Source organism: Rhodococcus sp. MEB064, from assembly GCF_000834565.1.
In the GTDB taxonomy this organism is placed as follows: Bacteria; Actinomycetota; Actinomycetes; order Mycobacteriales; family Mycobacteriaceae; genus Rhodococcoides.
Window position 1 is genome coordinate 32,083 of the sequence record NZ_JXQS01000014.1, and the last position, 25,448, is coordinate 57,530.

Annotated in this window: 22 protein-coding genes; 15 read left to right on the forward strand and 7 right to left on the reverse strand. The window is 61.5% G+C overall.

Features of this window, described 5'->3' with window-relative positions:
* Positions 1 to 22 precede the first annotated feature (22 nt).
* The 6 genes from RU01_RS07670 (at position 23) to RU01_RS07695 (ending at position 6,926) form a co-directional block, all read left to right on the forward strand.
* Positions 23 to 1,018, forward strand: coding sequence for a phosphotransferase enzyme family protein (locus RU01_RS07670; RefSeq protein WP_042573950.1), 996 nt, complete (start codon positions 23 to 25; stop codon positions 1,016 to 1,018).
* 74 nt (positions 1,019 to 1,092) lie between these two features.
* Positions 1,093 to 2,082 (forward strand): cyclase family protein, encoded by a 990-nt coding sequence (locus RU01_RS07675; RefSeq protein WP_042573951.1) that lies wholly within the window; start codon positions 1,093 to 1,095, stop codon positions 2,080 to 2,082.
* Between the two features lie 32 nt (positions 2,083 to 2,114).
* Entirely contained in the window at positions 2,115 to 3,251 is a 1,137-nt protein-coding gene (locus RU01_RS07680) for a putative manganese transporter (RefSeq protein ID WP_042573952.1), read from the forward strand.
* An 88-nt stretch (positions 3,252 to 3,339) separates the two neighbouring features.
* A complete protein-coding gene (locus RU01_RS07685) occupies positions 3,340 to 3,756 on the forward strand; it encodes a hypothetical protein (RefSeq protein WP_042573953.1) in 417 nt (138 codons plus the stop codon).
* Positions 3,757 to 4,008: 252 nt separating this feature from the next.
* Positions 4,009 to 5,316, forward strand: a complete 1,308-nt coding sequence (locus RU01_RS07690) for an aspartate aminotransferase family protein (protein ID WP_042573954.1) — start codon at positions 4,009 to 4,011, stop codon at positions 5,314 to 5,316.
* Between the two features lie 179 nt (positions 5,317 to 5,495).
* Complete coding sequence (locus RU01_RS07695) at positions 5,496 to 6,926, forward strand: aldehyde dehydrogenase family protein (RefSeq protein WP_042573955.1); 1,431 nt, start codon at positions 5,496 to 5,498, stop codon at positions 6,924 to 6,926.
* A gap of 211 nt (positions 6,927 to 7,137) precedes the next feature.
* Here the strand turns inward: RU01_RS07695 and RU01_RS23530 are convergent, their stop codons facing one another.
* The gene (locus RU01_RS23530) at positions 7,138 to 7,869 is read right to left on the reverse strand and encodes a winged helix-turn-helix transcriptional regulator (protein WP_082042963.1); all 732 of its coding nucleotides are present in this window, start codon (positions 7,867 to 7,869) and stop codon (positions 7,138 to 7,140) included.
* A gap of 116 nt (positions 7,870 to 7,985) precedes the next feature.
* Here RU01_RS23530 and RU01_RS07705 point away from each other — a divergent pair, with 116 nt between their 5' ends.
* The 8 genes from RU01_RS07705 to RU01_RS07740 all read left to right on the forward strand — a co-directional run bounded on the left by RU01_RS07705 (position 7,986) and on the right by RU01_RS07740 (position 17,728).
* The gene (locus RU01_RS07705) at positions 7,986 to 8,780 is read left to right on the forward strand and encodes an MBL fold metallo-hydrolase (RefSeq protein ID WP_042573957.1); all 795 of its coding nucleotides are present in this window, start codon (positions 7,986 to 7,988) and stop codon (positions 8,778 to 8,780) included.
* A gap of 43 nt (positions 8,781 to 8,823) precedes the next feature.
* Complete coding sequence (locus RU01_RS07710; RefSeq protein WP_042573958.1) at positions 8,824 to 9,228, forward strand: hypothetical protein; 405 nt, start codon at positions 8,824 to 8,826, stop codon at positions 9,226 to 9,228.
* Positions 9,229 to 9,392: 164 nt separating this feature from the next.
* Positions 9,393 to 10,934 (forward strand): GMC family oxidoreductase, encoded by a 1,542-nt coding sequence (locus tag RU01_RS07715; protein WP_042573959.1) that lies wholly within the window; start codon positions 9,393 to 9,395, stop codon positions 10,932 to 10,934.
* The gene (gene styD, locus RU01_RS07720; RefSeq protein ID WP_042573960.1) at positions 10,931 to 12,415 is read left to right on the forward strand and encodes a phenylacetaldehyde dehydrogenase StyD; all 1,485 of its coding nucleotides are present in this window, start codon (positions 10,931 to 10,933) and stop codon (positions 12,413 to 12,415) included. Before RU01_RS07715 ends, styD begins: the two co-directional genes overlap by 4 nt.
* 151 nt (positions 12,416 to 12,566) lie before the next feature.
* Positions 12,567 to 13,673 carry a class II histone deacetylase gene (locus RU01_RS07725; RefSeq protein ID WP_042573961.1) on the forward strand — a complete coding sequence of 369 codons (1,107 nt, stop codon included), beginning with the start codon at positions 12,567 to 12,569 and terminating at the stop codon, positions 13,671 to 13,673.
* Positions 13,674 to 13,708: 35 nt separating this feature from the next.
* Complete coding sequence (locus RU01_RS07730; RefSeq protein ID WP_042573962.1) at positions 13,709 to 14,296, forward strand: TetR/AcrR family transcriptional regulator; 588 nt, start codon at positions 13,709 to 13,711, stop codon at positions 14,294 to 14,296.
* A gap of 67 nt (positions 14,297 to 14,363) precedes the next feature.
* Positions 14,364 to 16,304 (forward strand): primary-amine oxidase, encoded by a 1,941-nt coding sequence (locus RU01_RS07735; protein ID WP_042573963.1) that lies wholly within the window; start codon positions 14,364 to 14,366, stop codon positions 16,302 to 16,304.
* Positions 16,301 to 17,728 (forward strand): APC family permease, encoded by a 1,428-nt coding sequence (locus RU01_RS07740; RefSeq protein WP_042573964.1) that lies wholly within the window; start codon positions 16,301 to 16,303, stop codon positions 17,726 to 17,728. The genes RU01_RS07735 and RU01_RS07740 overlap by 4 nt, the downstream gene beginning before the upstream one ends.
* 219 nt (positions 17,729 to 17,947) lie before the next feature.
* On the opposite strand, the gene RU01_RS07745 is transcribed toward RU01_RS07740, so the two are convergent.
* From RU01_RS07745 to RU01_RS07760, 4 genes are all read right to left on the reverse strand, one after another.
* Positions 17,948 to 18,361, reverse strand: coding sequence for a hypothetical protein (locus RU01_RS07745; RefSeq protein ID WP_042573965.1), 414 nt, complete (start codon positions 18,359 to 18,361; stop codon positions 17,948 to 17,950).
* Between the two features lie 17 nt (positions 18,362 to 18,378).
* Positions 18,379 to 19,626, reverse strand: a complete 1,248-nt coding sequence (locus RU01_RS07750) for an NAD(P)/FAD-dependent oxidoreductase (protein ID WP_042573966.1) — start codon at positions 19,624 to 19,626, stop codon at positions 18,379 to 18,381.
* 151 nt (positions 19,627 to 19,777) lie between these two features.
* Positions 19,778 to 21,007 (reverse strand): MFS transporter, encoded by a 1,230-nt coding sequence (locus RU01_RS07755; protein WP_156148830.1) that lies wholly within the window; start codon positions 21,005 to 21,007, stop codon positions 19,778 to 19,780.
* A 92-nt stretch (positions 21,008 to 21,099) separates the two neighbouring features.
* Positions 21,100 to 21,951, reverse strand: coding sequence for an alpha/beta fold hydrolase (locus RU01_RS07760; protein ID WP_042573976.1), 852 nt, complete (start codon positions 21,949 to 21,951; stop codon positions 21,100 to 21,102).
* Positions 21,952 to 22,144: 193 nt separating this feature from the next.
* On the opposite strand from RU01_RS07760, the gene RU01_RS07765 reads away from it, so the two are divergent.
* Entirely contained in the window at positions 22,145 to 23,014 is an 870-nt protein-coding gene (locus RU01_RS07765; protein WP_082042964.1) for an IclR family transcriptional regulator, read from the forward strand.
* A 156-nt stretch (positions 23,015 to 23,170) separates the two neighbouring features.
* Here RU01_RS07765 and RU01_RS07770 read toward each other — a convergent pair whose 3' ends face one another.
* Positions 23,171 to 23,713 carry an aromatic-ring-hydroxylating dioxygenase subunit beta gene (locus tag RU01_RS07770; RefSeq protein ID WP_042573967.1) on the reverse strand — a complete coding sequence of 181 codons (543 nt, stop codon included), beginning with the start codon at positions 23,711 to 23,713 and terminating at the stop codon, positions 23,171 to 23,173.
* Positions 23,714 to 23,721: 8 nt separating this feature from the next.
* Complete coding sequence (locus RU01_RS07775) at positions 23,722 to 25,107, reverse strand: aromatic ring-hydroxylating dioxygenase subunit alpha (protein WP_231568632.1); 1,386 nt, start codon at positions 25,105 to 25,107, stop codon at positions 23,722 to 23,724.
* Between the last annotated feature and the right edge of the window lie 341 nt (positions 25,108 to 25,448).

A 25,448-nucleotide genomic window follows, 5' to 3' on the forward strand; every position in this document is an offset into this window, starting at 1 on the left:
TCACCGAGAAAGACTCGAAGATATGACTGATCAGTCCGCCACAGCGGAACACGCGGTGATCTCGGCACTCGTCGAGTACGGACTCACGGGACCGGTTCACTTGGTGAAATACCGTGAAAATCATGTGTTCCGGCTGACGAACGATCGCGGCGACTTCGCCGTTCGACTCCATCGCGCCCACTACAACGACGGCGCAGCGATCGAGTCGGAACTGCATTTGCTGCGCTCGCTGGATCAGGCCGGATTCTCCGTTCCGAAAGTAATCGACACCAAGAACGGCGAGCTGTTCACTTCGGTGAGAAACGGAGACGTCCACCAGTACGTCAGCGTGCTGGAATGGGTTCCGGAGGCCACACCGTTGGGTTCTATCGAGTCGGGCTTCGATGGAAGCTCAACCATCACTCCAAACGCATTTCGTCGCTGCGGGGAACTGGCGGGACGATTGCACAACCACCTCGCCGGACATACCACCATCACCGGTGACAAGCGTCAGGCGTGGGATTACGAGGGACTGGTCGGCGAGCATGCCATCTGGGGCGACCCGTTCGAACTCAGCGAGGTGACGCCAGTGCGCGATATACTCGACGAAGCGTCGGAAGCACTTCGAGCGCACCTTACGTCGATCGGAAAGACATCGACCAACTACTCGGTGATCCATGCCGATATGACACCCGAGAACATTCTGGTTGCTGATTCGACAATGACACTGATCGATTTCGATGACTTCGGATCCGGTTGGCACGCATTCGAACTGGCGACACTGCTCTTCTGGTTCCAGCGACACCATAAGTTTTCCGAGTTCCGTGACGCGGCAGTGTCCGGATACGCGAGCACACGCGGCGTGATCGATGACCACATGATTGCTGCGATGTTGTTCGCGCGCGGCATGACCTACCTCGGTTGGGCCGCCAGGAGGCGAGGTGATGAGACCGCGGAATTCATTGCCGCGCAACTAGTTTCCCAAGTCGTCGATAACGCGCGGGACTATCTCTCCGCCACCCAGCGATTCCGACGATAGCCGTCGACTCGCTCGAATTGATCGCTCAGCTTCGCCTGAACTATCCACAATCGATCCGAACTGGAGAACAAGTTATGTGCAATGCGTGCAACGTCAGCAACATCCCGGCAGCGCAAGGAAACGCGGACTGCGTCTTCCCGGCCGAACCGGGTACCTTCAACGGCAATGCGCACACCACCGACCAATGGTGGCCCTCCAGGTACGGCGCTGACGATCTGCTTGGCGCCGGAAATGAGCTCACGTCGGAGGGACTTCTCGCTGCAATAAGTCTGGTGAAGGAAGGCGTCATCGTCGAACTTGCGCGCGTCCTCGAGATGGGGGCTCCCACGATGGGAGGGTCCCGGCTTTACCACCAAGTGACGCTCGCACACGGGACTCTCGAGCAGACCCGGTGGGGGAAAGACGGCAACCGAGTCAATTGGTTCGAGGAACAGGTCACCCAGATCTACCACATCGGAACTCATCTCGACGGATTCGGTCACGTCGGTATCGATGGAACCCACTACAACGGGAACAAGTACGGCGACTTCTACACGCCGACCGGTGTCACGAAGTTCGGGATGGAATCGGTCAAGCCCTGGATGTCACGTGGGGTTTTCCTCGACATAGCTGCGGTCGTCGGAACAGACATGCTCGACGAAGGTTTCGTCATCACTCCCGACCACCTCGAGGCAGCCTGCACTGCTGCAAACGTCGAGGTGCGCGCGGGCGACGCAGTCATCATCCACACCGGGTACGGCGCCGCCCTGTGGATGGTGGACAACGAAAAGTACAACGGCAACTCCCCGGGCATCGGTTGGGACGCCGCTCACTGGCTCACCGACCGCCGCGTTTCTCTCGTCGGCGCCGACAATTGGGCGATCGAAGTCCTCCCCGGAGAGCAGGCAGACGCCCCGATGGTCGTTCATCAGCACATGCTCGCCGAGACCGGAACTTACCTCCTCGAGAACATGAAGACCGAAGACCTGGTCGGACGGGATCGCGCGGAATTCCTGTTCGTCTGCACCCCGATCAAAACAAAAGGCTCAACGGGGTCGATGGTCGCGCCCATTGCCGTGTTCTGACAACCACTCTCGACTGAGCCGAAGGCGTCCCCATGACCTCCGTTGTGCTGCAGTCACTCGCCGACGCGTACATGTCGATAGGCACTCTGGTTTTCGCACTCGCTGGGACAGGTATCTGGTTGTTCCGGATATTCGGTGAACGCATTTCCGCGCCCCTTTCGGACCGACCGGGGTTGGGTCCGCTGTTCGGTGCTGCAGCGACCCTTCCCCCCGGCTGCATCGGTGTCTTGGCAGTGGCAAGGCTGTATTCATCCGGTCGCGTCACCTACGGCACTCTCCTGGCCGCGTTCCTCGCAACCATGGGGGACTCGGCGTGGCTGCTTCTCGCTACACACCCGATGCTCACTGTCGGTCTCAAAGCAGCGTTGGTACTGCTCGGTGTCGCAGTCGGCTCGGTCGTCGACCGACTGGGTGTCCTGGTACCCGCTCCGACCCTCGTTGAGAGCGCGTCCGCGAGCGGCACCATCGTCCCTTCGACCCTGCAGCCGGGGTCGCCTTCAATGACTTCAGATGCGCGAGCGCTGGATATTACAACTGTAGACACGATCGGTCTCCCCACGGCACCGAGCGAGCGCGGGCGCTGGTCGACCGGCGCCTTGGCGCTTGTCAGCCTTGCGGCGCTGCCCTTGTCGACCGCCGTCGCGGTCCACGCCGTCGATCAGGACGTCGTGGCGTGGTGGTGGGGGGGACCGCACGCTTACTTGGTTCTCGGATCGGTGGGATTCGCTCTCAGCCTGGTAGTCCTGTGGCGTACGTCGTCGTGGCGTCAATGCGGAGAGTGCGGCACAGACACTCGAGCGGCATGGGTGGTCGGCGTCAGAGAAGCGTCTCGCGTGACTGTCTGGGCAGGTGCGGCTTTTGTCATTTGGGATCTTCTGGCCACAACCAGTTGGTTCGCCGCTGTGACTTCGAGTCCGCTCACCGGGATAGTGGCGGTCGTCACCGCCGCCCTCATCGGGCTGATACCCGCCTGTGGCGTCGAGCTCGCAGTGGCAGGCTTGTTCGTCGCGGGCGGTATACCGCTCCCGGGACTCATTACCTACCTGATCAGCCAAGACGGATCCGGATTCATACCGCTCGCTTTGTCCAGACCACGTGCCGCGATGGTCACCACTGCAATGACCACTGCCATCTCGGCCGTGGTGGGAACCGTCCTGCTCGTTGCATGAACAAGGCGCCATGACAAAAAATAAACAACTAGTTTCGAGGAAAGAGCTCATCGTGAATCAACCAGTCAATGGCGAACACGGAACGTCCGTGAACGCGGCGACCATTACTCCCGACTCCTTCTACCGATCTTTGTTCGAGAAGATGCCGATTGTCGGCTACGCCGTGGACACCGAGTGGAAGCTGGTGGCTGCGACCGACCGACTGCTCGACGAGATCCATCGCTCACGCGATCACATAGTCGGCCAGAATGTTTTCGACGTGTTTCCTGACAACCCAGCCGATCCGAGCGCCGATGGCACGCGGGTGCTGCGCGAGTCGCTGCAACGCGCGTTCGATACCGGTCACAGCGAGAAGCTGCCCCGCCAGCGATACGACGCACCACCCGCCGAAGCAGGAGGAGAATTCCGGGAGTGCTACTGGTTACCGGAGAATGTCCCTGTGCTCGACGACGACGGCTCGGTGCGCTACGTCATCCACACAGTGATTCCTGCACCGCCGCAGTAGGTTCGTTTCGTTCGGGCGACCCTGCGCTCCTTGCCTGCCTCGGAGCGCAGGAGGGTGTCTCCCTACCCTAGTCGTACATTTTTTGAACGAACCGTATTGACTTTTATTGCCAGAGGGACGAAGCTGACGTTGCCGTAGCCATGCGGGCACTGACACCACCCATGGTCCTCGACCGCCCTGTCTGCTGAGCAGCAGTCAACTGCCCGGACGACCACGGCCGACATTCCACTCTCACTCCACTCGGAGGCATCGATGACCGCAACGAATTCCTCGGACACGACACGCAGAAGCTCGGGTCATAGGGACCTGCTCGCGCGCCGAGAGTCCGTTCTGGGTCCTAACACACCGCTGTTCTACTCCGAAGACCCGCTGCAGATCGTGTCGGCGACCGGGGTCACGGTCACGGGGTCGGACGGTCGCACGTACCTGGATGCGTACAACAACGTCCCGCACGTGGGGCACTGCCACCCCCGGGTCATCGAAGCCATCACCCGGGAAATGTCAAGGGTCAATGTGCACAGCCGGTACCTGACCGACACACCCATCGATTACGCCGAAGCGTTGCTCGACCTGTTCCCGTCGAGTCTGGACAGGATGTTCTTCACCAACAGCGGATCTGAGGCAAACGATCTCGCGCTCCGTCTGGCCAGGTTCCAGACGGGCCATACCGGCGTGTTGATCAGCGATCATAGTTATCACGGCAACACGCAGGCATTGATGTCGCTGACGACCGGTATCAAAATGTCCGAACCGCTCGGCGATCACGTGCGAACATTCCGTGCCCCCGACTCTCGTGTCACGTCCACATCACTGTCCGATTCTCTTGCCCAGGTCGACGCCGCTATCGCCGACTTGGAACGTGGCGGTCACGGTGTGTCAGCCGTGCTCCTGGATCCGTTGTTCTCCACGGAAGGCCTTCCCGACGTTCCCGACGGTTACATGGACGGCCTGTGCGCCCGAGTGCGAGCCGCCGGCGGCCTCGTTATCGGTGACGAGGTCCAGAGCGGCTTCGGCCGCACCGCCGAGCACGTATGGGGCTTCCAAGCGGCCGCATTCGTGCCGGACATGGTCGTTCTGGGTAAGCCGATGGGAAATGGCTTTCCTCTGGGTGCGGTCATCGCACCGGCAGGTATCGTCGAACCCTTCTCCGCAGCAAACACCTACTTCAACACGTTTGCCACAACCCCCGCTGCCGCGGCCGCGGGGCACGCGGTCCTGCAAGTGATGGACAGCGAGAGTCTGATGGAGCGGGCGCGCGAATCCTCGACGTTGTTCAGGAAGGGATTCGAAGAGCTTGTCCACGGCGACGACCGGCTCACCGGCGTACGCGGAACCGGCATGTTCATGGGCATGCAATTCGTCGACCCGGCGACCGGAGCCCCCGACGGCTCGACTGCGAAAGCCGTCGTCGACGCGATGCGCGAGAACGGCGTTCTTATCGGCCGCGTAGGACGCCATGATGAGGTTCTCAAGATTCGCCCTCCCCTGGCGTTCGGCCCGGCCGATGTACCGATTGCTCTCGACGCGTTCGAACGATCCCTCGAATCCGTCAAGCACTAGCGGTCCAGCAGCGAAGGTTTGCGGTCGGCATGGCCGAGTCGGCTCGCGCACGACCCGACTCGACGTCAGCTTGAGCCGGCGTCCTGTCAAGTTTCTGCCGGCAACAAGTTATTTAGACTATACGTATATATTTTGAACGATTCGTATATACAATGGAAGTCCACGACGGAAGGACTCCGATGACCCGGACCATAGATATCGGTGTATTCACCACGGCACAATTGCTCGACGCGATTGCCCCGAGCGACGGCGGCCGTGACATTCTCGATCCCGCCACCGGTGCAATTGTCGGTCGCGCGCCAGAGCGCACCACCGCTGAATTGGACGCCGCGATCTCGCGCGCACGTGCCGCTCAGCGATCATGGGCTCAGCTCGGGCACAGAGAGCGCAGTTCCTACCTCGACAAGGCGGCCGACGCGGTAGATGCCAACAGCGAGGCGCTGGCCGAACTTCTTTCACGGGAGCAGGGCAAGCCACTGAACGGCCCCAATGCACGGTTCGAAGTAGGCGCGTGCTCCTCGTGGCTCCGCACCACCGCGAGCTTCGAGATCGAACCCGAGAAAGTCGTGGACGACGGAGTCGGACACGCCGAATTGCACTATCGACCATTGGGCGTCGTCGGTGCGATCGGTCCGTGGAACTGGCCGATGATGATCACAGTGTGGCAGGTGGCTCCAGCATTGCGCATGGGTAACACTGTCGTGGTCAAGCCGTCCGAGTACACGCCACTGTCGGTTCTGGCCCTGGCGTACGTGATGAACACTGTCCTGCCACCCGACGTGTTGAGCGTCGTCGCAGGAGGGCGCGATATCGGAGAAGCGCTGTCAGCGCACGAAGGTATCGACAAGCTCATGTTCACCGGGTCGACGGCGACGGGTAAGGCAATCATCAGATCGTCAGCCGACACCGTGAAACGATTGACACTCGAACTCGGCGGAAACGATGCAGGAATCGTTCTGCCCGATGTTGATGTCAAGGCCGTTGCCCAGGATTTGTTCTGGGGAGCTTTCATCAACACTGGACAGACCTGCGCCGCACTCAAGCGCCTGTACGTCCACGAAGACGTCTACGCGCAGGTGTGCGATGCGCTCGTCGAGGTTGCCGCGAGTATGCCGATGGGTATCGGTCTGGAAGAGCAGAACGTCCTCGGCCCACTGCAGAACCGAACCCAGTTCGACATCGTGGCAGCGTTGGTCGAAACGGCTCGGGAATCGGGAGCAACGGTCCTTGTCGGAGGTGACCCTGCCACAGAACAGGCGGGCTACTTCTACCCCACCACGCTCGTCGCAGACATCGACAACTCCAATGACCTGGTCACGCACGAGCAATTCGGCCCGGCACTGCCCATCATTCGCTATTCCACCATCGACGAGGCCGTCGCCATGGCGAACGCCCTCGACGTGGGTCTCGGCGCGTCCGTGTGGTCGACAGACATCGATAAGGCACGTGAGGTCGCCGCTCGGATCGAGGCGGGCACTGTGTGGATCAACAAGCACGGCGCCGTAGACCCGCGCGTTCCCTTCGGCGGATCAAAGCAGTCCGGCTACGGCTTGGAATTCGGCGTCGAGGGCCTCAAACAGCTCGGGGCACCGCAGATCATCAGTTACTGACCCGAGTCGTTCGGCGGCAACTGAGAACCGTGGCTGTTGTCGGCCAACTCAACTCCCTGTTTCTCCTCCTGCAGTCGGCCCGCGGCCGTCGTGTCTGCGCGAAACTGCCAGGCGCGGCGGCCGTGGCCCGGGCGCTAAAGATGAACCGCGACAAGACCGCATCCTCGGTGACGCGGGAGAGTCCAGCTACGCTACTCGCATTGCGTCGCATTCAGCTCGGCGTGCTGGACGAGGCGTCGCCTGGCCGCCGAGGGAACCACGTCGTGAAAGCTCGGGCGTAGGAGATGGGCCCATCGAACGCGATATCTCGCCGCAGGACCGTATCGTCGCAGGATCGTCGGCGACTCCAGAGATCGTTGAGCACCCGTAAGGATGCTTTGACGGTCAGATCCGCTTCGGCGGCGGTAGAGCCGAGTCCAGCATGGCTTCCGAAATCGCCGACGTCGACCCACCCTTCTTCGCGCCCAGCGTTGCCGGACACGAAAGCGATTCGGACACGGCCGTCGGGCACAAGGGTTCGGTCGACCGCGGTACTCACTTGCTCGATCAGATCGGAGACGCTCAGCTGCTCGCTGGCGTCTACATGCGTCATCCACTGTGTCGACCACCGCGCAAGGCTGTCCATGACGGGACTCAACTCCGCCCCCGCTTCCGTCAACACATATCGGTGTGGCGATCGCTTGTCGCCGGCGATCGCCGACCGTGCACACAGGCCGGCGCGCTCGAGATGTCGGAGTCGGGACGAGAGAAGACTCCGAGAAATGCCAGGAAGCGCAGTCAGTATCTCGCCGTATCGACCATTCCCTACTGCGAGTTCTCTGAGTAGAAGCAACGACCAGCGATCTCCCAGCAGGTGGAGCGCTGTGCTCATGGCGTCTCGATCCGCGTGTAACGGTGACCGATCCGCGCGCGCCGAGGCCGATACCAAATTATGAACACTCATAGCTACCTCCGGCGCTGAAAGCGCAGGCTAACACACAGCAGACAGGGTCGCGGGGGATCGCAATCGGTTCGATTCTCGAACTATACGTAAATCGAACACGGCGCTGAGATGGAATCATGACCCGAACACGCACCCAGTCCATCTCCGTCACCCTCGTCGGTGGCCCCACCGCCGTGATCGACTATGCGGGACTCCGCTTCGTCACGGATCCGACATTCGACCCGCCATCCTCGTATGGGCCAGAAAAGCACGGCGTCGAGGGCATCGTGATGGTGAAGAACGCGGGTCCCGCGGTGCAGTTGGATGAACTGGGTCGTGTCGATGTGGTGCTCGCGTCACACGAACACTGGGACAACCTGGATGAATCGGGACGAGAGTTCGCCGCCGGCGTTCCCCATGTCTTCGGTCCTGACGTCGTCGCAGCAGCTGTCCCCAACACGACGGTGCTTCAGGAGTGGGAGTCGCGCGAGGTGTCGAGACCTGACACATCGACGGTGACGATCACTGCTGTGCCTGCCCATCACGGACCCGGCCCTCTTCGCGAAGCGCTCGGACCTGTACTCGGGTTCGTTCTCACGAGCCCGGGAGAACGCACCCTTTACTTTTCCGGTGACAACTGTTCGGTCGAGGTCGTGCGGGAAGTGGCAGGCGAGTTCCCCGACATTGCAGTAGCCGTCGTGAATGCTGGTGGCCCCAAGTTCGAGGCCTTCGGTGGCGAATATATAGCCCTGTCGGACGACACTGTCGTGGAGGTCGCGGACGTCTTGGCCGACGCCATCGTGATTCCTGTGCACGCCGACTCGTGGGAGCACTTCACGCAGACAACCGTGAGCGCCAAGAACGCGGCGGACGCGCATGGCGTCGGCGATCGTGTCCTGGCGATGAGTCCCGGCGAGACGGTGACGGTGTGATGATCAGGTCAACCAAGCGTGTCGACCAGGGAGCCCCGGTTCGATGCCTCCTACCGAAGCCGAGATCCGGGCCTACTTCGACAAGATGCCGGTTGTCGCATACGTGGTGACCGAGGACTGGAAGATTGTCGCCGTCACCGACCGCCTGCTGGATGAGATAGGCCGCCCTCGCGACGCCGTAGTCGGAGCAGACGTTTTCGAAACGTTTCCGGACAATCCCGCAGATCCGAATGCGGACGGAACGGCCGTCATGCGAGCGTCCCTGAAAAGGGCGTTCACCAGCGGGCAGTCCGAGAAATTGCCACGGCAACGATACGACGCACCACCCGCAGTCGAAGGCGGAGAATTCCGCGAGCGCTACTGGTACCCGGAAAACGTGCCGATCACGGACTCGGCCGGAAGGGTGACCGCCGTGCTTCACGTCGTGGTGGCCGCACATTCGTCGTAGTCGTCACCCACCGCTTCGGTCGACACTCTATGACGGACCACCGCGACGAGGTCGAACCGAGAGGAGTGCGCGTATGGCCCAGGAGTGTGCGCCCACAACCAAGACCTGCGACTTCCGGCGCTCCATAGTTGTGGCAGTAGTCACATCAACGAGAGCGAGGGTTCATGTCACAACCGCAAACTTCGGCGGACTACGTCGTGGTGGGCGCAGGCTCGAGCGGGAGTGTCGTGGTGCGACGCCTCCTCGACGCCGGACACAGCGTCCACGTCCTCGAAGCCGGCCCGGTCGACACCGATCCGGCCATCCACTCCCCACAAGGGTGGCCCAGTCTCCTTGGTGGAGATCATGACTGGGGTCTATTCACCACGCCGCAGAGGCACGCGAACGGGCGACGAATCTTTTGGCCGAGAGGGAAAGTTCTCGGTGGTAGCAGCTCGCTAAACGGAATGATCTATGTGCGCGGGCACGCCGCCGACTACGACAGCTGGGCACGGGCCACCGGTGACGACGGTTGGGCGTGGAGCAATGTGCTTCCGCTCTTCAAACGATCGGAGTCGCACGAACTCGGGGCGAACGAGTACCACGGGGGCGACGGACCCCTCCCTGTCTCGCTGATGGGAACTCCCCATCCCTTGTCTGCCGCGTTCGTCGACGCCGCGGTGGAGAAGGGCCACAAACGCATCGACGATTTCAATGCCGAGGAAATGGTCGGGGCCGGGTACAACCACACCACGACATCCGGTGGCGAACGTGTCAGCGCATGGAAGGGTTTCGTCGGGCCGGTTCTGGACCACCCCAACCTCACTGTCACCACCGGTGCCCTCGTTCACCGCATCGTCCTCGGCGGTTCCCGCGCAATCGGCGTCGAATTTTCAGTCGGGTCGAACTCTCCCGAACGTGCCTACGCCGATGCAGAGGTGGTCCTCAGTGGCGGCGCATTGGGTTCGCCGAAGGCGTTGCTACTCAGTGGAATCGGACCCGCTGAACATTTGCGGTCGGTCGGAGTGGACGCGGTGGTGGATCTCCCCGGTGTCGGCGAGAACTTGCACGATCACCTCCTACTGAGCAATATCTACGAATCTTACGAGCCGCTCACCGCCGGAACGAACAACCTGCTCGAGGCCCAACTGTTCGCGCAGAGTAGTGGCTGGGTCGGCGGCGCTCCTGACCTGCAGCCCCTGTTCATGCACATTCCGTATCCCGCTGACGGCTACCCGGTCCCTGAGAACGGGTACACCATCGCACCCGGCCTGGTTGCGCCGAAGTCTCGCGGGACGCTTCGGCTGGCGTCGTCGGACCCGACCGCATTGCCGTTGGCGGACCCCAATATCCTTGCCGACCCGTACGATCTCGAAGCCATGGTCGATGCCGTGGAGCTGTGCCGGGAGATCGGCGCGTCCGCCGCGTTCGCCCCGTGGCGTAAGTCCGAGATAGCACCGGGACCCGCGACCACGACCCGAGATCAGCTGCGAGAGTTCGTTCGTCAGACCGCCGGCACCTACCACCACCAAGTCGGTACCTGCCGGATGGGCGCACCCGGAGACAACCACGCCGTCGTAGGACCTGACCTGCGAGTGCGAGGAGTAGACGGCCTGCGCGTCGCGGACGCGTCCATCATGCCCACCGTCCCTGCCGGAAACACCAACGCGCCGTCGATCATGATCGGCGAGCGCGCATCCGATCTCATATTAGGAGCTGCACGATGACTGCTGTCGAGGAACGCATGAAATCCGGTCTGCCGGAGAACACCGCCACCCAACTGTTCATCGCCGGCCGATGGCAAGACGCGTCGGACGGTGGAACCTTCGCCGATCTGAACCCGACCACCGGAAAGCTGCTGGTGGATATTGCATCCGGAACGGCAGACGACATCGACGTCGCCGTGGGCGCGGCCCGTGCCCAAATGGATGGGGAATGGGGCAACACTCCCGGCGCAATTCGTGGCAAGCTGCTCAACCGCATCGCCGACCTGATCGAACGAGACGCAGAGCTTCTGGCGCGCCTGGAAGCGCACGACGTTGGCAAGCCCGTCGGTCAGCCGGCGATGCTGGATATCCCCAATGCCATCGCCACCTTCCGTCACTTCGCGGGATGGGCCGACAAGATTCACGGCTCGACCATCGCGACTGCCGGCTACTTCGGACAGCCGACGCATTCATACACCGTGCGAGAACCGGTCGGCGTCATCGGCGCGATCGTGCCGTGGAACACGCCCTTGATGATCGCCGGGTGGAAGATGGCTCCTGCTCTCGCGGCCGGGAACACCCTCGTCGTCAAGCCGCCGGAGGACGCGCCGTTGTCGATCCTTCATCTCGCGCGTTTGATCCAGGAAGCAGGCGTACCCGCCGGCGTCGTCAACGTGGTGCCGGGGCTCGGAGAAGTGACCGGCGATGCTCTCGTGGGCCACCCCGGCGTCGACAAGATCAGCTTCACGGGTAGCCCGAGAGTCGGCCGGATCATCGCCAAACGGGCAGCGGACACATTCAAGCGAACGACGCTGGAGCTGGGCGGAAAGTCCCCGCAGATCATCATGAAGGATGCCGACGTGGAGGCGGCGATCAACGGGACCGCCATGGGACTGTTCTTCAATCAGGGCGAAGTCTGCGCTGCCGGTACCCGCGTGCTCGTTCATCGATCGCTGTACGGCACCGTCGTCGACGGCCTCTCGGCAGCAGCGCAGGCGCAGGTGCTCGGTGACCCGTTCGATCCGACCACCACCATGGGTGCACTGGTCAACGCCAAGCAGCGCGACTCGGTGCTGTCCTACATCCAGGCCGGCCGCGATGGGGGTGCCCGCGTGGCCGCCGGCGGCGGACAACCGGACCGCGACGGCTTCTTCGTCGAGCCAACCATCTTCGCCGACGCGAACAACGACATGAAGATCGCCCAGGAAGAGATCTTCGGGCCCGTCGGAACCGTCATTCCATTCGACACGGCCGACGAAGCCATTGCCATCGCGAACGGCACCGCCTACGGTCTCGCAGCGAGCATCTGGACCCGCGATGTCTCGCATGCGCACACGATGGCTGCACGCGTCAGGTCCGGTGCGGTGTGGGTCAACGGCTGGGCTGCCATCGATCCGGCGCTTCCCTGGGGCGGGATGAAGTCGAGCGGAACCGGCCGTGAGCTCGGATGGGCAGGCATCGAGGCCAACACCGAGGAGAAGGTCGTCACGATCGTCTTGTAAGACGTTGCGGTGCGTGTCTCGGGGAACGATCCCCGGGGCACGCACAGCCGCGACATCGTTCACATGATCGTCACGGGCCCGTACAAGGACCGTCACCGAACGCATGGATTCTTTATTCAACGGACGTAGAAACAAAAATCGAGGGGTAGCGATGACCACGGGATACATCTGGCACGAGCTGTACGGATGGAGCGATACCGGTAGCGGCGGTCTCTTTCCTGCGGACGCGGGTGTCGGTCTGCAACCGATCTCCCATCACGTCGCACATCCCGACACCAAGCGGCGTATCCACGAACTCATCGTGGTGTCCGGCCTTGTGGACAGTCTCGATCGGCTGACTCCGCGACACGCGACGGAGGCGGAGCTGCTTCGAGTGCACACCCGTGAGCACGTCGACCGCATTCGCCACGAGAGCACCCAAGCCAAAGGGGGCGACGCCGGTGACGGCATCTCGCCGTTCGGCAAGGGCGGTTACGAGATCGCAACGCTCGCCGCCGGTGGTGTCATCGAGATGGTCGACGCTGTCGTCAGCGGGAAGGTCGACAACGGTTATGCCCTGGTCCACCCCTGCGGGCATCACGCACCGTCGAACACCGGTATGGGATTCTGCATGTTCAACAATGGCGCCGTGGCTGTTGCCCACGCACGCGAGGTGATGGGCGTGGAAAAGATCGCAATCATTGATTGGGACGTGCACCATGGCAACGGCGCGCAAGCCATCTTTGCGTCGGATCCCTCCGTCTTGACCGTGTCGGTACACCAGGACCGTTGCTTTCCCCCCAACTCCGGATTTCTCACGGAGCGCGGCGAGGGCGCCGGCTTCGGGTACAACATCAATGCTCCTCTACCCCCCGGCACCGGAGACGACGGCTACCTTTATGCCATCGACACCGTGGTGGTGCCCGCCCTTCGAGCGTTCGCGCCGGACCTGATCGTCATTGCATCGGGAATGGATCCGAATGCGATGGACCCATTGGCTCGCATGCTCGTCACCTCGCGCGGCTTTCGCGCAATGACCGAACGTGTGTTGGCCGTCGCGAACGAGGTGTGCGAGGGAAAAGTCGTCGTCGTTCAGGAAGGTGGCTACAGCCCCCTGTACGTGCCGTTCTGCGCGCTCGCCTGCGTAGAAGCACTTGCCGGCGTCGAGTCGCGCGAGGACCCGTACTACGTGGTCGTCGGCGGATTCGGCGGCAAAGAGCTGCAGCCACATCAGAAGGAGGCGATCGATGCTGCCGCAGCACTCGTGGCCGAGATCTGACCGACCCGCCGGCGCCGACACGCTACGTTTCAATTATGCCGAAGCTGGTCGATCACGACGAACGCCGCCGCGCGATTGCCGCAGCGACATGGAGACTGATTGCCTCGAAAGGCATCGATGCTGCCAACATGCGCGACATTGCCGCTGCGGCTGGGTATACGAACGGCGCTCTGAGTCACTACTTTTCGGGCAAGGACGAGATAGTGCGGGCGGCGTTCGAGTTGGTCTCGGAAGCGACCGACGAACGCGCCGCGTCGGTGGCCGGGGATGCGAAGGGATTGGCGGCCCTGCGCGTCCTCTGCATGGAAGTCATGCCCACGACGGCCGAGACGGTGCTCGAAGCTCGTATCGCAGTGTCTTTGTGGCACCGGGCGATGTACGACCAGCACCTCGAGGACGCGAATCGCCGGACCCTCGAACACTGGCGCCTGTCGATGTCCCAGCACCTCGACGACGCTCGCGAGCTCCACGAGATCGGTGACATCGATGTCGCACTGACCGTCGAACAGCTCCTGAACATGACGATGGGAATGCAAGTACTCGGCGTCCTCACGCCGGAGCGGACGTCGCCCACACGTCAGATCGCGATGGTCGACGACTTCATCGACCGATTGCGGCACTGAGCAACCCACACCTCGATCATCCTCCTTCACAACGCGATACGACCGGTCAACAATCCCGAGGACGGCCATGCCCACTTTGTCCCCCACCCGAATCGATCACCCACTCTCGCTTGCCACCCCGGGCGAGATCGACGACGTTCGGCAGATCCTCACAGATGCCGGCTTGATCACGTCGGACACCAGATTTGTCTACACCGGGCTCGAAGAGCCACCGAAAGCTGCTCTTTACCAGACCAACCCGGCAATCGACCGGGTTTTTCGGGTGCTGCTACACGATGCCTCGTCGCCGAACGCACGCGACGTCCTGGTCTCCGCCACCAGCCGTGAGGTCTTGTCGTCGGTAACCCTCGACGCCGAGCAGGACGGCCAGATGCCGGTTCTGGACGAGGAATTCGAGCTCGTCGAAACGGTGCTCGCCACCGACCCGCAGTGGCTAGCCGCCCTCGAGCGCCGCGGTCTCGACGTCACTCAGGTGCGGGTCGCACCACTGTCCGCAGGAACCTTCGACTACCCCGACGAAGCAGGCAGGCGCATCCTCCGCGGACTCGCGTTCCGGCAGGATCACCCGGCCGACAGCGCCTGGGCGCACCCCATTGACGGGCTCCTCGCTTTCGTCGACGTCATGAACAGAACTGTTCAAGCAGTGCATGATTTCGGCACGGTTCCAGTACCCGAACAGTCCGGCAACTTCGACGACCCCGACGTCACCGGTCCGATGCGCACCACCCAGAAACCCATCGAGATCACGCAGCCCGACGGACCCAGCTTCACCGTCGAAGGGAATCTCGTGAACTGGGAGAAGTGGTCACTACGCGTCGGTTTCGACGCCCGCGAGGGTCTGGTGCTTCACCAGATCGGGTTCGAGGACAACGGTACGACTCGGCCCATTGTTCACCGCGCCTCGATTGCGGAGATGGTGGTGCCCTACGGAGACCCGTCGCCGGTCCGGTCGTGGCAGAACTACTTCGACACCGGCGAATACCTCGTGGGTCGCTATGCCAATTCGCTTGAATTGGGATGTGACTGTGTCGGCGACATCACCTACTTCGATGCGGTCATCGCCGATGAACTGGGCAACCCGAAAACTCTGTCCAACGCGGTGTGCATGCACGAGGAAGATTTCGGAGTGCTGTGGAAGCACACCGACATCTGGAGCGGATCTCGACAGACACGTCGCCAACGGCGATTGGTCATCTCGTTCTTTACCACCATCGGGAATTACGACTACGGATTCTTCTGGTACCTCTACCTCGACGGCACCATCGAGTTCGAAGTCAAGGCGACAGGGATCGTGTTCACCTCGGCACACCCCGGTGGCGAGTACCCCTACGCGACCGAAATTGCCCCGGGACTCGGTGCACCTTTTCACCAGCACCTCTTCAGTGCCCGACTGGACATGATGGTCGACGGAGCATCCAATTCGGTGGAGGAAGTCGACACTGCGCGGATCGCGATGGGCCCGGACAACCCGCACGGCAACGCATTCACGCAGCGTCGTACGCCCCTCACCCATGAGTCCGATGCTCAGCGGGTTGCCGACGGGTCAGTCGGCCGGACCTGGCATATCAGCAACCCCGGTTCGCTGAACGCGCTCGGGCGGCCGGTCGGATATTCACTGCACCCCGAAGGCCGACCGCTCTTGTTGGCGGATGATCGATCGCCCATTGCGCGGCGCGCAGCGTTCGCGACGAAGCACCTGTGGGTGACTCAGTATCATCCCGACGAGCGCTATGCCGCCGGTGATTTCGTCAATCAACACCTAGGAGGGGCAGGCCTTCCTATGTATGCCGCGGCCGATCGAAACGTCGACAACGACGACATCGTGGTGTGGCACACGTTCGGTCTGACGCACTTCCCGCGCCCCGAGGATTGGCCGATCATGCCCGTGGACTACACCGGATTCACCCTGAAGCCGTCCGGTTTCTTCGACCGGAATCCGACACTCGACGTTCCCGCCTCGACGTCCGCTCACTGTGCCACTGCGTGCCACGATGGCGATGCGTCATGACCGAAACACCAGAGCGGACAGGCGTTTCGGAGGCAAGCGGGTTACGCGGTTCGATCGGAGTAACCGGGATCGTGTTCCTGGTGATTGCCGCTGCCGCACCGCTCACGGCCATCGGCGGGGCTTTACCAGTGATGATTGCCGCCGGCAACGGGGCCGGGGCACCGATGGCGTACATCGTTGCCGCGGCAGTTCTACTCGTCTTCAGTGTCGGCTATGCCGCAATGAGCAGTCATATGGTCGACACCGGCGCGTTCTACGCCTATGTACAGACGGGTCTCGGGAGGGAGACGGGCCTGGGCGCGGCAGCACTGGCGTTGTTGACGTACACCGCAATCCAGGCGGCGATTTACGGCTTGGCAGCGTCGACCATTCACGATCTCGTGGTCTCTTACGGAGGACCCGACATCGCCTGGTGGATCTGGGCTCTCGTGCTGGTTGCCATCGTCGGTACGCTCGGATATCGCAGTATCGACCTCGGCGCCAAGGTTCTCGCGGTTCTTCTGGTCCTCGAAATCGGCATCATTCTGGTTCTCTCAGGCGCGGTGCTCGTGCAGGGCGGCTCCACGGGGATCGATGTCGTCTCTTTCACACCGTCATCGTTCTTCTCAGGATCACCCGGGATCGCGCTGATGTTTGCAATAGCGTCGTTCATCGGTTTCGAAGCGACCGCGATCTACGGTGAGGAAGCACGCAACCCCACAAGGACCGTGCCCAAAGCGACGTATGCCGCAGTAATTCTGATCGGTTTGGTCTACGCAGTATCGAGTTGGGCAGTGGTGCTGGCTTACGGCAGTGCCGATGTGGCCGCCGCAGCGGTGGGAGATACGGCGGGTCTCACCTTCGGTGCTGCCGCCACCTACCTCGGTGACGTGTGGGCTGAGGTCATGGTGTTCATGCTGGTGACGAGCCTGTTCGCCGCCTTGCTGGCGTTCCATAACGCGATAGGCCGCTACGTATTCGCGTTAGCGCGTCAGGGTGCAGCACCGGCAAAACTGGCGCGCACTCATCCCCGACACGGTTCGCCGCATTTCGGTTCGCTGTTCCAGTCGGCATCGGCGGTCGTCGTCGTCGGGGTGTTCGCCGCGGCCGGCACTGATCCCGTTCTCCAGCTCTTTACGTGGATGTCCGGTCTGGCAACGGTGAGTATTCTCTTGCTGATGGTTCTCACCGGCGTCGCGATCACGGCATTCTTCGCCCGATCCGGCGTGGATACTCGACTGTGGCACACCCGCATCGCACCTGTGCTGGGATGTGTGGGGTTGCTCGTCATTACCGGTCTGGTCTTGGACAATTTCACTCTGTTGATTGGCGGGTCGTCGGTTCTGGCGGGGCTGCTCCTAGGCATCATCGTCGTCGTGTTCGTCGGCGGAGTCGTCACGGCACGCACGACGGGCAATCGGCGGTCGAACGACGCCACAAGCTGAGCGCCGATCAAGGAATGCTAATGGCCGGTTCGGTCGAGACCCACTGGAATCGGGGTGCGAGTAACGGCACCGACATCACGGATTTCTCTATCCGGGTGGAAAATTGATCGGCCTCACGCAGGATCATGTCGCCATTGTGCCCACTGCTTACTACAGCAAAAATCAGTGACGCCGCGCGGAAATGGCAGGGCACGTGCGCCGCACACCGGGTTTCGCACCCTACGCGCAACGGTTGCGATCCATACTGGCCGTCACCACGACGGACACGTCAGCATCATTGATTGCGCGTTGCACAGCGTCCCGCGTCGCCGAGAAGACCGCGCTTTCGTCCGACCCGAATCCGAGAATGTGCCAGTGTCTCGACCGACACCGATAGCTTTCGACATCGACGCCCGGAGCCGATGTGCCAGGATCGCGGAAATTCCACGTGGTTCGGGTCGAGTCGGCGACAACTTGGCCGGCGGACACGACGACTGTCCTTTCCACGATCAAGTCTGCGCCGTCCAGGCTCGTCCGCAAGGGTGATTCGACGATGGAAGATTCCGCAATAGTGGATGCGTACAGTCGAGCGACACCTTCGTCGGTGAAGATCTCCGCATCCATCAAGGATGGGGCGCGAACGGCGAACACCATTCGCGATTCTTGTGCCGTCACTCGGAGTCACCGCCATGAACTTCCTTCATCTTTCGCGCGCCCTTCATGATGTCTCGTAGGGAGTTGGCGGAGTCGGCCAGCTCAGCTTCTGACACAGGAGTCGACTGTTCGATCAACGCTTTGGCAACTCGGACGTCGCGAGGCATGCCGTACGCGATTGCGGAGCTGATCGATCCGGACCGAATCCAGAATGCGATGAATGTTGACGGCGTCGCATCGGATCGCAGGACGAACCGGTCGCCCGCCGTGGGACGACCGTACATCTGGAGGGTGTTGTCGTACTGATCCGACCATGCATACGGAATCTCGACGTCCTCGGTGGGAACACCGGCCATGGAAGCACCCACTGCTGCACCGTGGCGCAGAGCGACATCCCAGTGCTCGATCCGGCCTCGTCTACCTGTAGAGCGATGAGGTCTGTTAGCGATGTCGCCGGCAGCGAACACCGATGGATTGCTGGTCACGCCGTGATGATCGACCACGATTCCGGAATCCAGACTGATTCCGTTCTCACCGGTCGGCACGTATCGAGGCCGCGCTCCGATCCCCACGACGACGACGTCGGCGTCGATCCGCGATCCGTCTGCGAGGACCACTCGGCGCACCGCGCCGTCTCCCTCGAACGACGTCACCGCCACACCACACCGGAAGCGGACTCCCATTTCTTCATGACGCTCTCGGAGCAGTCCGCCGACGGTGGGGTTGAGAGCCCCCAGCGGCGTCGCCGACAACTCGACGACTGTGACATCCATTCCGAGAGTGCTGGCAACGGCAGCAAGCTCGAGACCGATGAAACCCCCGCCGAGTACCGTCAGCCGGCCGCCCTTGGCAAGCCTTTGTGACAACTCGAACGCATCGTCGGCGTCGCGGAGAGTCATGACACCGTCCAGCGCGGCCCCCGGAACATCTATTGTGATGGCAGACAGTCCAGTAGCCAGTAGAACACGGTCGGCACGGATCGTGCGTTCGTCAGTACACACGGTTCCGGTGGCGGGGTCCATCGCCGTCACGGTTTCCCCGAGGCCCAGGTCGATATCGTTGTCGACGAATGTCGATTCAGCCACGATAGGTTTCAGCACTGCCATATCATCGAACTTCTTCGACAAGGGGGGGCGCTCGTACGGTATTCGCGGATCCTTGTCGAGCAAGGTGATGATGCCCTCGAAACCGGATGTGCGCATAGCTAGCGCGGCGGATATTCCTGCAGCGCTGGCTCCGACTATCGCGAAATGCGGCTTTGGCATGATGATCTCCTAGTGGATGGAGGGCGCCCGGCGATCCAACGATCAACATTCACGCGGCCGATATGCCCTGTTCGAATTGTCGTTCAGAATGGCCCCAGGAGAAGTGAGCGTCCCGGCTGACGGGACATGAAGCGCAGCCTCGCATCCCGAATCAGCGCGGCCGAGTCGGTTCCGCCGGCTCTCGTGCGTACACGCTGGCAACGCCGGCAAGGCCGACGAGGACAACCAGGATGACTACATACACAACGGCGGTCGGACGAAGACCTATGTGTGTGGCCACGATTCCCGCCACGAGGGCTGGGACGCTGAAACCGGTGTAACTCACGACGAACATGCTCGCGAATACTTGACGTCGCGACTCCGGAGTAGTGATTGCGCTCAGACCTGCGATCAGGGAGACGAAGGAGGATCCGAAACCTGATCCCGTGAGAGCGGATCCCCCGACGTACAGCAGATTGTCGGAATACACGATCCCGGCCAGCATTGCGAACAGCCCGGCCGCAAGGCATAGAAGTCCGAGTGCCATTCCGACCCGTGTGGACGAGGACGTTGCCAGTGCGGAAGAAAGTGCGCCGACGAGAAAAAATAGTCCTGATGCGAAGCTCGGCGCCAGCGGGCTGCTGGGGTCGAGCACTCGAACGATCGAGGACCCCAGGGACAGCTGCAAGCCGCAGAGGGCCCAGATTGCCACCATTGCGAACGAGAACGCAAAGAAGGTTCTTCGTGTCTGCTTCGGAACGCTCACGTCCGGACGTAGCGAGCGGACGAAGTGTCGCCGCGACTCGAAGCCGAGTATCGGAGACGTCTCCGGCAATCGATTGAGAGCCACCATCAGCAGCAAGATTGTCCCCAGGAGCAGTAGGTACACGAGCTGTCGCGGCGCCGGAGCAAATTCGACCAGCAGGCCTGTGACGATGGCACCGAACCCCAGCCCCACCGTCGGTGCCGCTGCTATCGCCAGCGAGCCTAGTCGAGCGCTGGGTTGTAGTTCCACCAGCGTGACACTGATTGCGCCGACAATCAGACCGGTTGCCCCACCCTGTACGGCTCTCGCCACGACCAGGTCGGCGACTCCCCCAGCGGTGGCGAAGATGACCATCGCGCCTGCGGTGAGCCCTAGCCCCAGCATCAGGACATAACGTCGTCCGAGATGGTCCGACAGATTGCCCACGACCAACAACGTCATCAAGAGCGTCAGCACGTACACCGCGAAAATGACAGTCAGGATGAATGGCGAGAAATTCCACAGGCCCTGGTACGTAGGATACAGCGGCGACGGAACCGCTGTCCCGAACATCGACACCACGCTGACAACGGTTACCACCAAGAATGCTGGAGTCTTCACCTCGGAGCAGTTCACTTTCGATCGATAGTCGATCACGGTGTCAACTCGGTAAAACCGAGATACGAGGACGACCGCGAACCCGGTCGAACACTCGAAGAGTGCTCGACCGGGTGATTTCACCGCAAGAATCACATGGATGAAATGAATCCATCGACAAGCCGATTGAACTCTTCAACGTGCTCGAGTTGCGCCCAGTGGCCGCAACGGTTCAAAAGAACCAGTCGAGAATCCGGAATGGTCGACACCATACGCATGCTTGCTTCGAACTGAACGGTGCGGTCATCCCGGCCATGAATCGCCATGGTGGGAATCGTGCTCGTTCGGAGCGCGACTGTCACATCTTCCCAAGACCCGTCATGCCCGGGCGCGTTCCACATGTCCAGCCAATTTTGATTGTGCTGCGGGAACTCCATCGCAGCTTTCGACCTCTCGGCGGCCAGCTCGTCGGAGGCGTTCTTAGGATCGAAGCACATGACCTCGACCAACCGCTTGAAGTTGGCCGGTGTCGGATCCTTGTAAGTTTCGATCAGGACTCGCATACCCTCGGACAACATTCCCGGGCTGAATACCCAGCTTCCCAACCCGAGGCCCGACCCCATCGTGATCAGGTGCGACATCCGATCGGGATGCTTAGCCGCAATCTGAAGCGCGATGGCGCCGCCCATCGAGTTGCCGACGAACGCAGCCTTGTCGATTCCCAGCGAATCCATGAGTTGAAGAATCGCTGCGACCTGGTCGCGGCCGGTATCAACGGTCTGAGCGCTGGAGAGTCCCCACCCTGGCATGGTTACCGCGATGCATCGGTACTTCTGCGACAGGGCCGGCAAGTTGGGTGAGAAGTTGCTCCAGCCGGTGGCGCCAGGTCCTGTTCCGTGGATGAGAATCACGGGATGCCCGGTTCCGGCCTCGTTGATCTGGATCTTGTAATCAGGTGTCTCGACGATTCGTCTCGTGCCCTTGTCGGTCAATGCCTCGGACATCTCACTCCTTACATAGGTACTCACACGGTCGTGCCGCCGGTGCGGTCGATCCCGACTAGACCACAGTTCGAGGGCGACTCCCCACCACGCGTCCCGGCAGATGGAACCTCTCCCGAAAGTCCACCGAGACCCCTGCCGAACCCCACGTCAATTCTTGCTTGCCAAGTGACTCACCTCACACTACGTTAAATAAATGAGCGTTCAATTAGTCCACGTGGAGGCACCCCTCCCGGCACCGTTCGATGCCATGACGCACGACGCCGACATCGCCGGAGAATCGACCGAGTACATCGCCGGTGCCCAGAGGCGTCCCTCGACCAATGCGGCGAGCAGAATGATCGCTGTGCTCGACACGTTCGGTGGCCCGCTCGGGGTACTGGGCGTCAGTGACGTCGCTCTCGCAGCGGGTGTGCCCAAATCGACCGCTCACCGTATGCTGGGAATCCTTCTGGCCCAGCGATACATTGAGCGGGTCGGGAATCGCTACAGATTGGCCTCACGAGTCTTCGAGCTGGGTTCTCACGTCTCGGGACTACGAAGATTGCGCGACATCGCGACTCCGTACATGACGGAACTGCATCGTGAGACGCTGAGCACCGTGCACCTGGCCGTTCTGGACGGCCCCGACGTTCTCTACGTTGAGAAGATCTTCGGCCACGGAGGCCCACCCTGCCCGACGACTGTGGGTGGACGGAACCGCGCGCACGCCACGGCGCTCGGCAAGGCACTGCTGTCACGGACCAGCGTGGACCTCGTTCACGGTCTCACCCACGATGGTCGACTCGACAAAACCACACCCAACACCGTCGGTAGCGTTTCGGCCCTGCTCGTGCAATTGTCGCGTGCACGCGATGAGGGATTCGCCACGGAAACAGCCGAGTGCCGCCCCGGCTTGTCCTGCGTCGCTGCTCCCATTCTGGACTGGAACACCGGCCGCCCGATCGCTGCGATTTCGGTCAGCACGTCTGCCGGCCATGTCAACAGCGCCCGTTTTCGGCAGCGCGTGCACAATGCGTCACAGTTGCTCTCGGACCGCCTGACGTCCTCCCACGCACTCTGCTGACACGCATCAACTGCCGAAACCGGTGGCCTTGCGCCTACCGCCCGCTCCAGGGTCGGAGCCGCGTTCCACCGGCGTCGCTGTCCAGGTGACCTCGACCGCCGCTCGGCGCGGTCGAGGTCACCTTTCAGATGCGGAGAGTGTCGGTTCGCTCCGGTGTCAGAGGAACAGAGTCACGCTCGGCGACAAAAGAGTGGACTGTTCGAAGACGATCTTTCTCTTCGCGATGAGATACGGATACGGTCCATCGGACGGACGAAGCGTGTCGAACCGTTCACCCACGAACCAGTCCTGGTGTCTCTCCAACCGGCTGCGATACACCCAGAAGTTCGACCGAACGTCCAGATTGCCGTCTGCACGGGCATCGATACGAACATTGGTGATCAATCGTCGTGTTCTCGACGGGGGTTCTTCCGACCATTGCTGGCCGGAGGTGATCCGGCGGACTCGACCCCGCAGCGCAATGAAGTCATCGTCGATGATCGCATTCTCGCCGAGACCGGCAATCTCCTGATTTCTCTCGCGGAACGTCCGGGTCATCCGTGTAGGAATCCAGTAGTGGATGTCAGCCGCGAAGAGTTCGATCCACTCGGCATATCTATGGTCGTCCAGCAACTCTGCTTCCGCCGCGATGAATTTCTCCACACGGTGCTGTTCTTCGAATCCGGTCTCGCGGTACGTGGGCCCTGCTGCTGCGTCCATCGATGTAGTCACAACGACTCCACTTTCTTGTCGAAGGAGGTGCGCCGAGTATGTTCGCGATCGGTGATCTCCGCCCAAGAACGTCCCGACATCAGGTCTTGCCACCGATGATAGAAGCCGCGCGCTGCGGCCTCACTGAACAACCCGCTGGACAGGCCCGGAACGCCGTCCTTATTGTTGGACTCGGTCCCCAAGCCCATCTGAGCATTGAATTTCGTAGTTCGCGCTTTCCATCCTTTAAGTACCTGCTGAATCTCCGTCCAATTCTCACCGTCGTCGGTCTCGAAGACGCCGGCGGGGCTGAACTGGCGCAAGCTCAACTCTCGAATTCTGTTCTTCACACCGGCCGGTGCACCCTTGGGTACGAAAACCCATGACCAGACCTCCACTTGATTCGGCCCACGCGGATGCCAGACCCGCATAGTAGGAGCCATGAAAATCGGCGCTCCAGTCGCGAGCCAGGAAAAATTCGGGAAAAGAGTGCTGTGCACCATGACGTTCTCTGCCCGCTGCGTTCCGACACGGTCGTATACCTGCTGGCTGTTCGCGGTGTTCCATTCGCTGAATTCAGGACCGACAAACGGGTCCGGCCCGAAATTCGGATTGGGAATGGTCCCTGTTCCATGACCGTTTGCAGAATACTGCACCCCGTTCACCTGCGGGTAGGACCGCATCGCGGGGTCCTCCACCAGCGCGGCCAGAGCAGATGCATGCGATACGGGTGCGTGGTACATATCACTCGCAAATTGCTCTGCCGCGAACTTCCAATTGCAGTCGATCACCCACCTGCTTGCGCCCTTCACGAATTCCAGTCCGTCGTCCCACCGATCGACAGTGGAGTCGAAATGATACTTGAAATCGCCGAGATAGTCCTCGAAACTGGGCGCATCGTCGGACCAGGTGCCAAAATGGAAGCCTTTATATTCAACGATTCGTGCCACTTTCTCAGCACCCCACTGAGACTTCTCGAGGTGAGTGCCGTAGGCAAGCTCCTCCATCGGCGCGTTGATCAGGTTGCCCTCGAGGTCGTAAGACCAGCCGTGATAGCTACATGTGAAACTCTTGGCAGTGCCTTCATCGGACCTACAAATACGCATTCCGCGGTGGCGGCACTGGTTCAAGAAGGCTTTGACCGTCCCATCCTTTTGCCGTACGACGAGCACGGGATCTTCACCCATATAGGTTTGCAAGAAACTGCCGCGTTTGGGTAATTGACTGTCGTGCGCGAGGAACAACCACGAGCGACCGAACACTTGCTCGAGTTCGCGCTGGTAGATGTCCGGGTCGGAATAGACCCGCGGGTCGATCATTCCCGCAGTAGTGTCCACAAGTTGCTCGGTGGCATTCCAGCGAGACTCTCCGTTGTGGGACATGCGGACACCGTTCTCGTTCATGCGTGAACCGCCGAACGGGCGGAACCGACGAACATTGCTGATGCCCGACCCTGAACTTTGAAATCGAACCGTGCCCGTTCGTCCGACGGCCTTCGGCCGACGGCATAATCCAATTCTTTGACTGACCCACTCATGTCCTGTTCCCCTCGCTGCTCGACTGGTACGAAACCGGTGATGTTTACGTGTTGTCAGAATCACAATCAATCCGGCCTACAGCCAGGGGTCCGTTCCACGGTATGGACCCCATCCGATGTCGCCCGTCCGGGGGAAGCCAGGGCGCCTACCGGGCAGCTATATTGAGCACGTGCTACCAAACCAACCACGGGCGTCGGATTCGTGAA

What these genes read in the sequence shown, in the direction of transcription:
- RU01_RS07740 (WP_042573964.1), top strand. Translation starts at nt 16,301, where the DNA reads ATGACCGAAACACCAGAGCGGACAGGCGTTTCGGAGGCAAGCGGGTTA.
- RU01_RS07745 (WP_042573965.1), bottom strand. Translation starts at nt 18,361, where the DNA reads ATGGTGTTCGCCGTTCGCGCCCCATCCTTGATGGATGCGGAGATCTTC.
- RU01_RS07765 (WP_082042964.1), top strand. Translation starts at nt 22,145, where the DNA reads ATGAGCGTTCAATTAGTCCACGTGGAGGCACCCCTCCCGGCACCGTTC.
- RU01_RS07725 (WP_042573961.1), top strand. Translation starts at nt 12,567, where the DNA reads ATGACCACGGGATACATCTGGCACGAGCTGTACGGATGGAGCGATACC.
- RU01_RS07750 (WP_042573966.1), bottom strand. Translation starts at nt 19,626, where the DNA reads ATGCCAAAGCCGCATTTCGCGATAGTCGGAGCCAGCGCTGCAGGAATA.
- styD (WP_042573960.1), top strand. Translation starts at nt 10,931, where the DNA reads ATGACTGCTGTCGAGGAACGCATGAAATCCGGTCTGCCGGAGAACACC.
- RU01_RS07705 (WP_042573957.1), top strand. Translation starts at nt 7,986, where the DNA reads ATGACCCGAACACGCACCCAGTCCATCTCCGTCACCCTCGTCGGTGGC.
- RU01_RS07670 (WP_042573950.1), top strand. Translation starts at nt 23, where the DNA reads ATGACTGATCAGTCCGCCACAGCGGAACACGCGGTGATCTCGGCACTC.
- RU01_RS07775 (WP_231568632.1), bottom strand. Translation starts at nt 25,107, where the DNA reads ATGAACGAGAACGGTGTCCGCATGTCCCACAACGGAGAGTCTCGCTGG.
- RU01_RS07695 (WP_042573955.1), top strand. Translation starts at nt 5,496, where the DNA reads ATGACCCGGACCATAGATATCGGTGTATTCACCACGGCACAATTGCTC.
- RU01_RS07675 (WP_042573951.1), top strand. Translation starts at nt 1,093, where the DNA reads ATGTGCAATGCGTGCAACGTCAGCAACATCCCGGCAGCGCAAGGAAAC.
- RU01_RS07735 (WP_042573963.1), top strand. Translation starts at nt 14,364, where the DNA reads ATGCCCACTTTGTCCCCCACCCGAATCGATCACCCACTCTCGCTTGCC.
- RU01_RS23530 (WP_082042963.1), bottom strand. Translation starts at nt 7,869, where the DNA reads ATGAGTGTTCATAATTTGGTATCGGCCTCGGCGCGCGCGGATCGGTCA.
- RU01_RS07690 (WP_042573954.1), top strand. Translation starts at nt 4,009, where the DNA reads ATGACCGCAACGAATTCCTCGGACACGACACGCAGAAGCTCGGGTCAT.
- RU01_RS07760 (WP_042573976.1), bottom strand. Translation starts at nt 21,951, where the DNA reads ATGTCCGAGGCATTGACCGACAAGGGCACGAGACGAATCGTCGAGACA.
- RU01_RS07770 (WP_042573967.1), bottom strand. Translation starts at nt 23,713, where the DNA reads ATGGACGCAGCAGCAGGGCCCACGTACCGCGAGACCGGATTCGAAGAA.
- RU01_RS07710 (WP_042573958.1), top strand. Translation starts at nt 8,824, where the DNA reads ATGCCTCCTACCGAAGCCGAGATCCGGGCCTACTTCGACAAGATGCCG.
- RU01_RS07680 (WP_042573952.1), top strand. Translation starts at nt 2,115, where the DNA reads ATGACCTCCGTTGTGCTGCAGTCACTCGCCGACGCGTACATGTCGATA.
- RU01_RS07730 (WP_042573962.1), top strand. Translation starts at nt 13,709, where the DNA reads ATGCCGAAGCTGGTCGATCACGACGAACGCCGCCGCGCGATTGCCGCA.
- RU01_RS07715 (WP_042573959.1), top strand. Translation starts at nt 9,393, where the DNA reads ATGTCACAACCGCAAACTTCGGCGGACTACGTCGTGGTGGGCGCAGGC.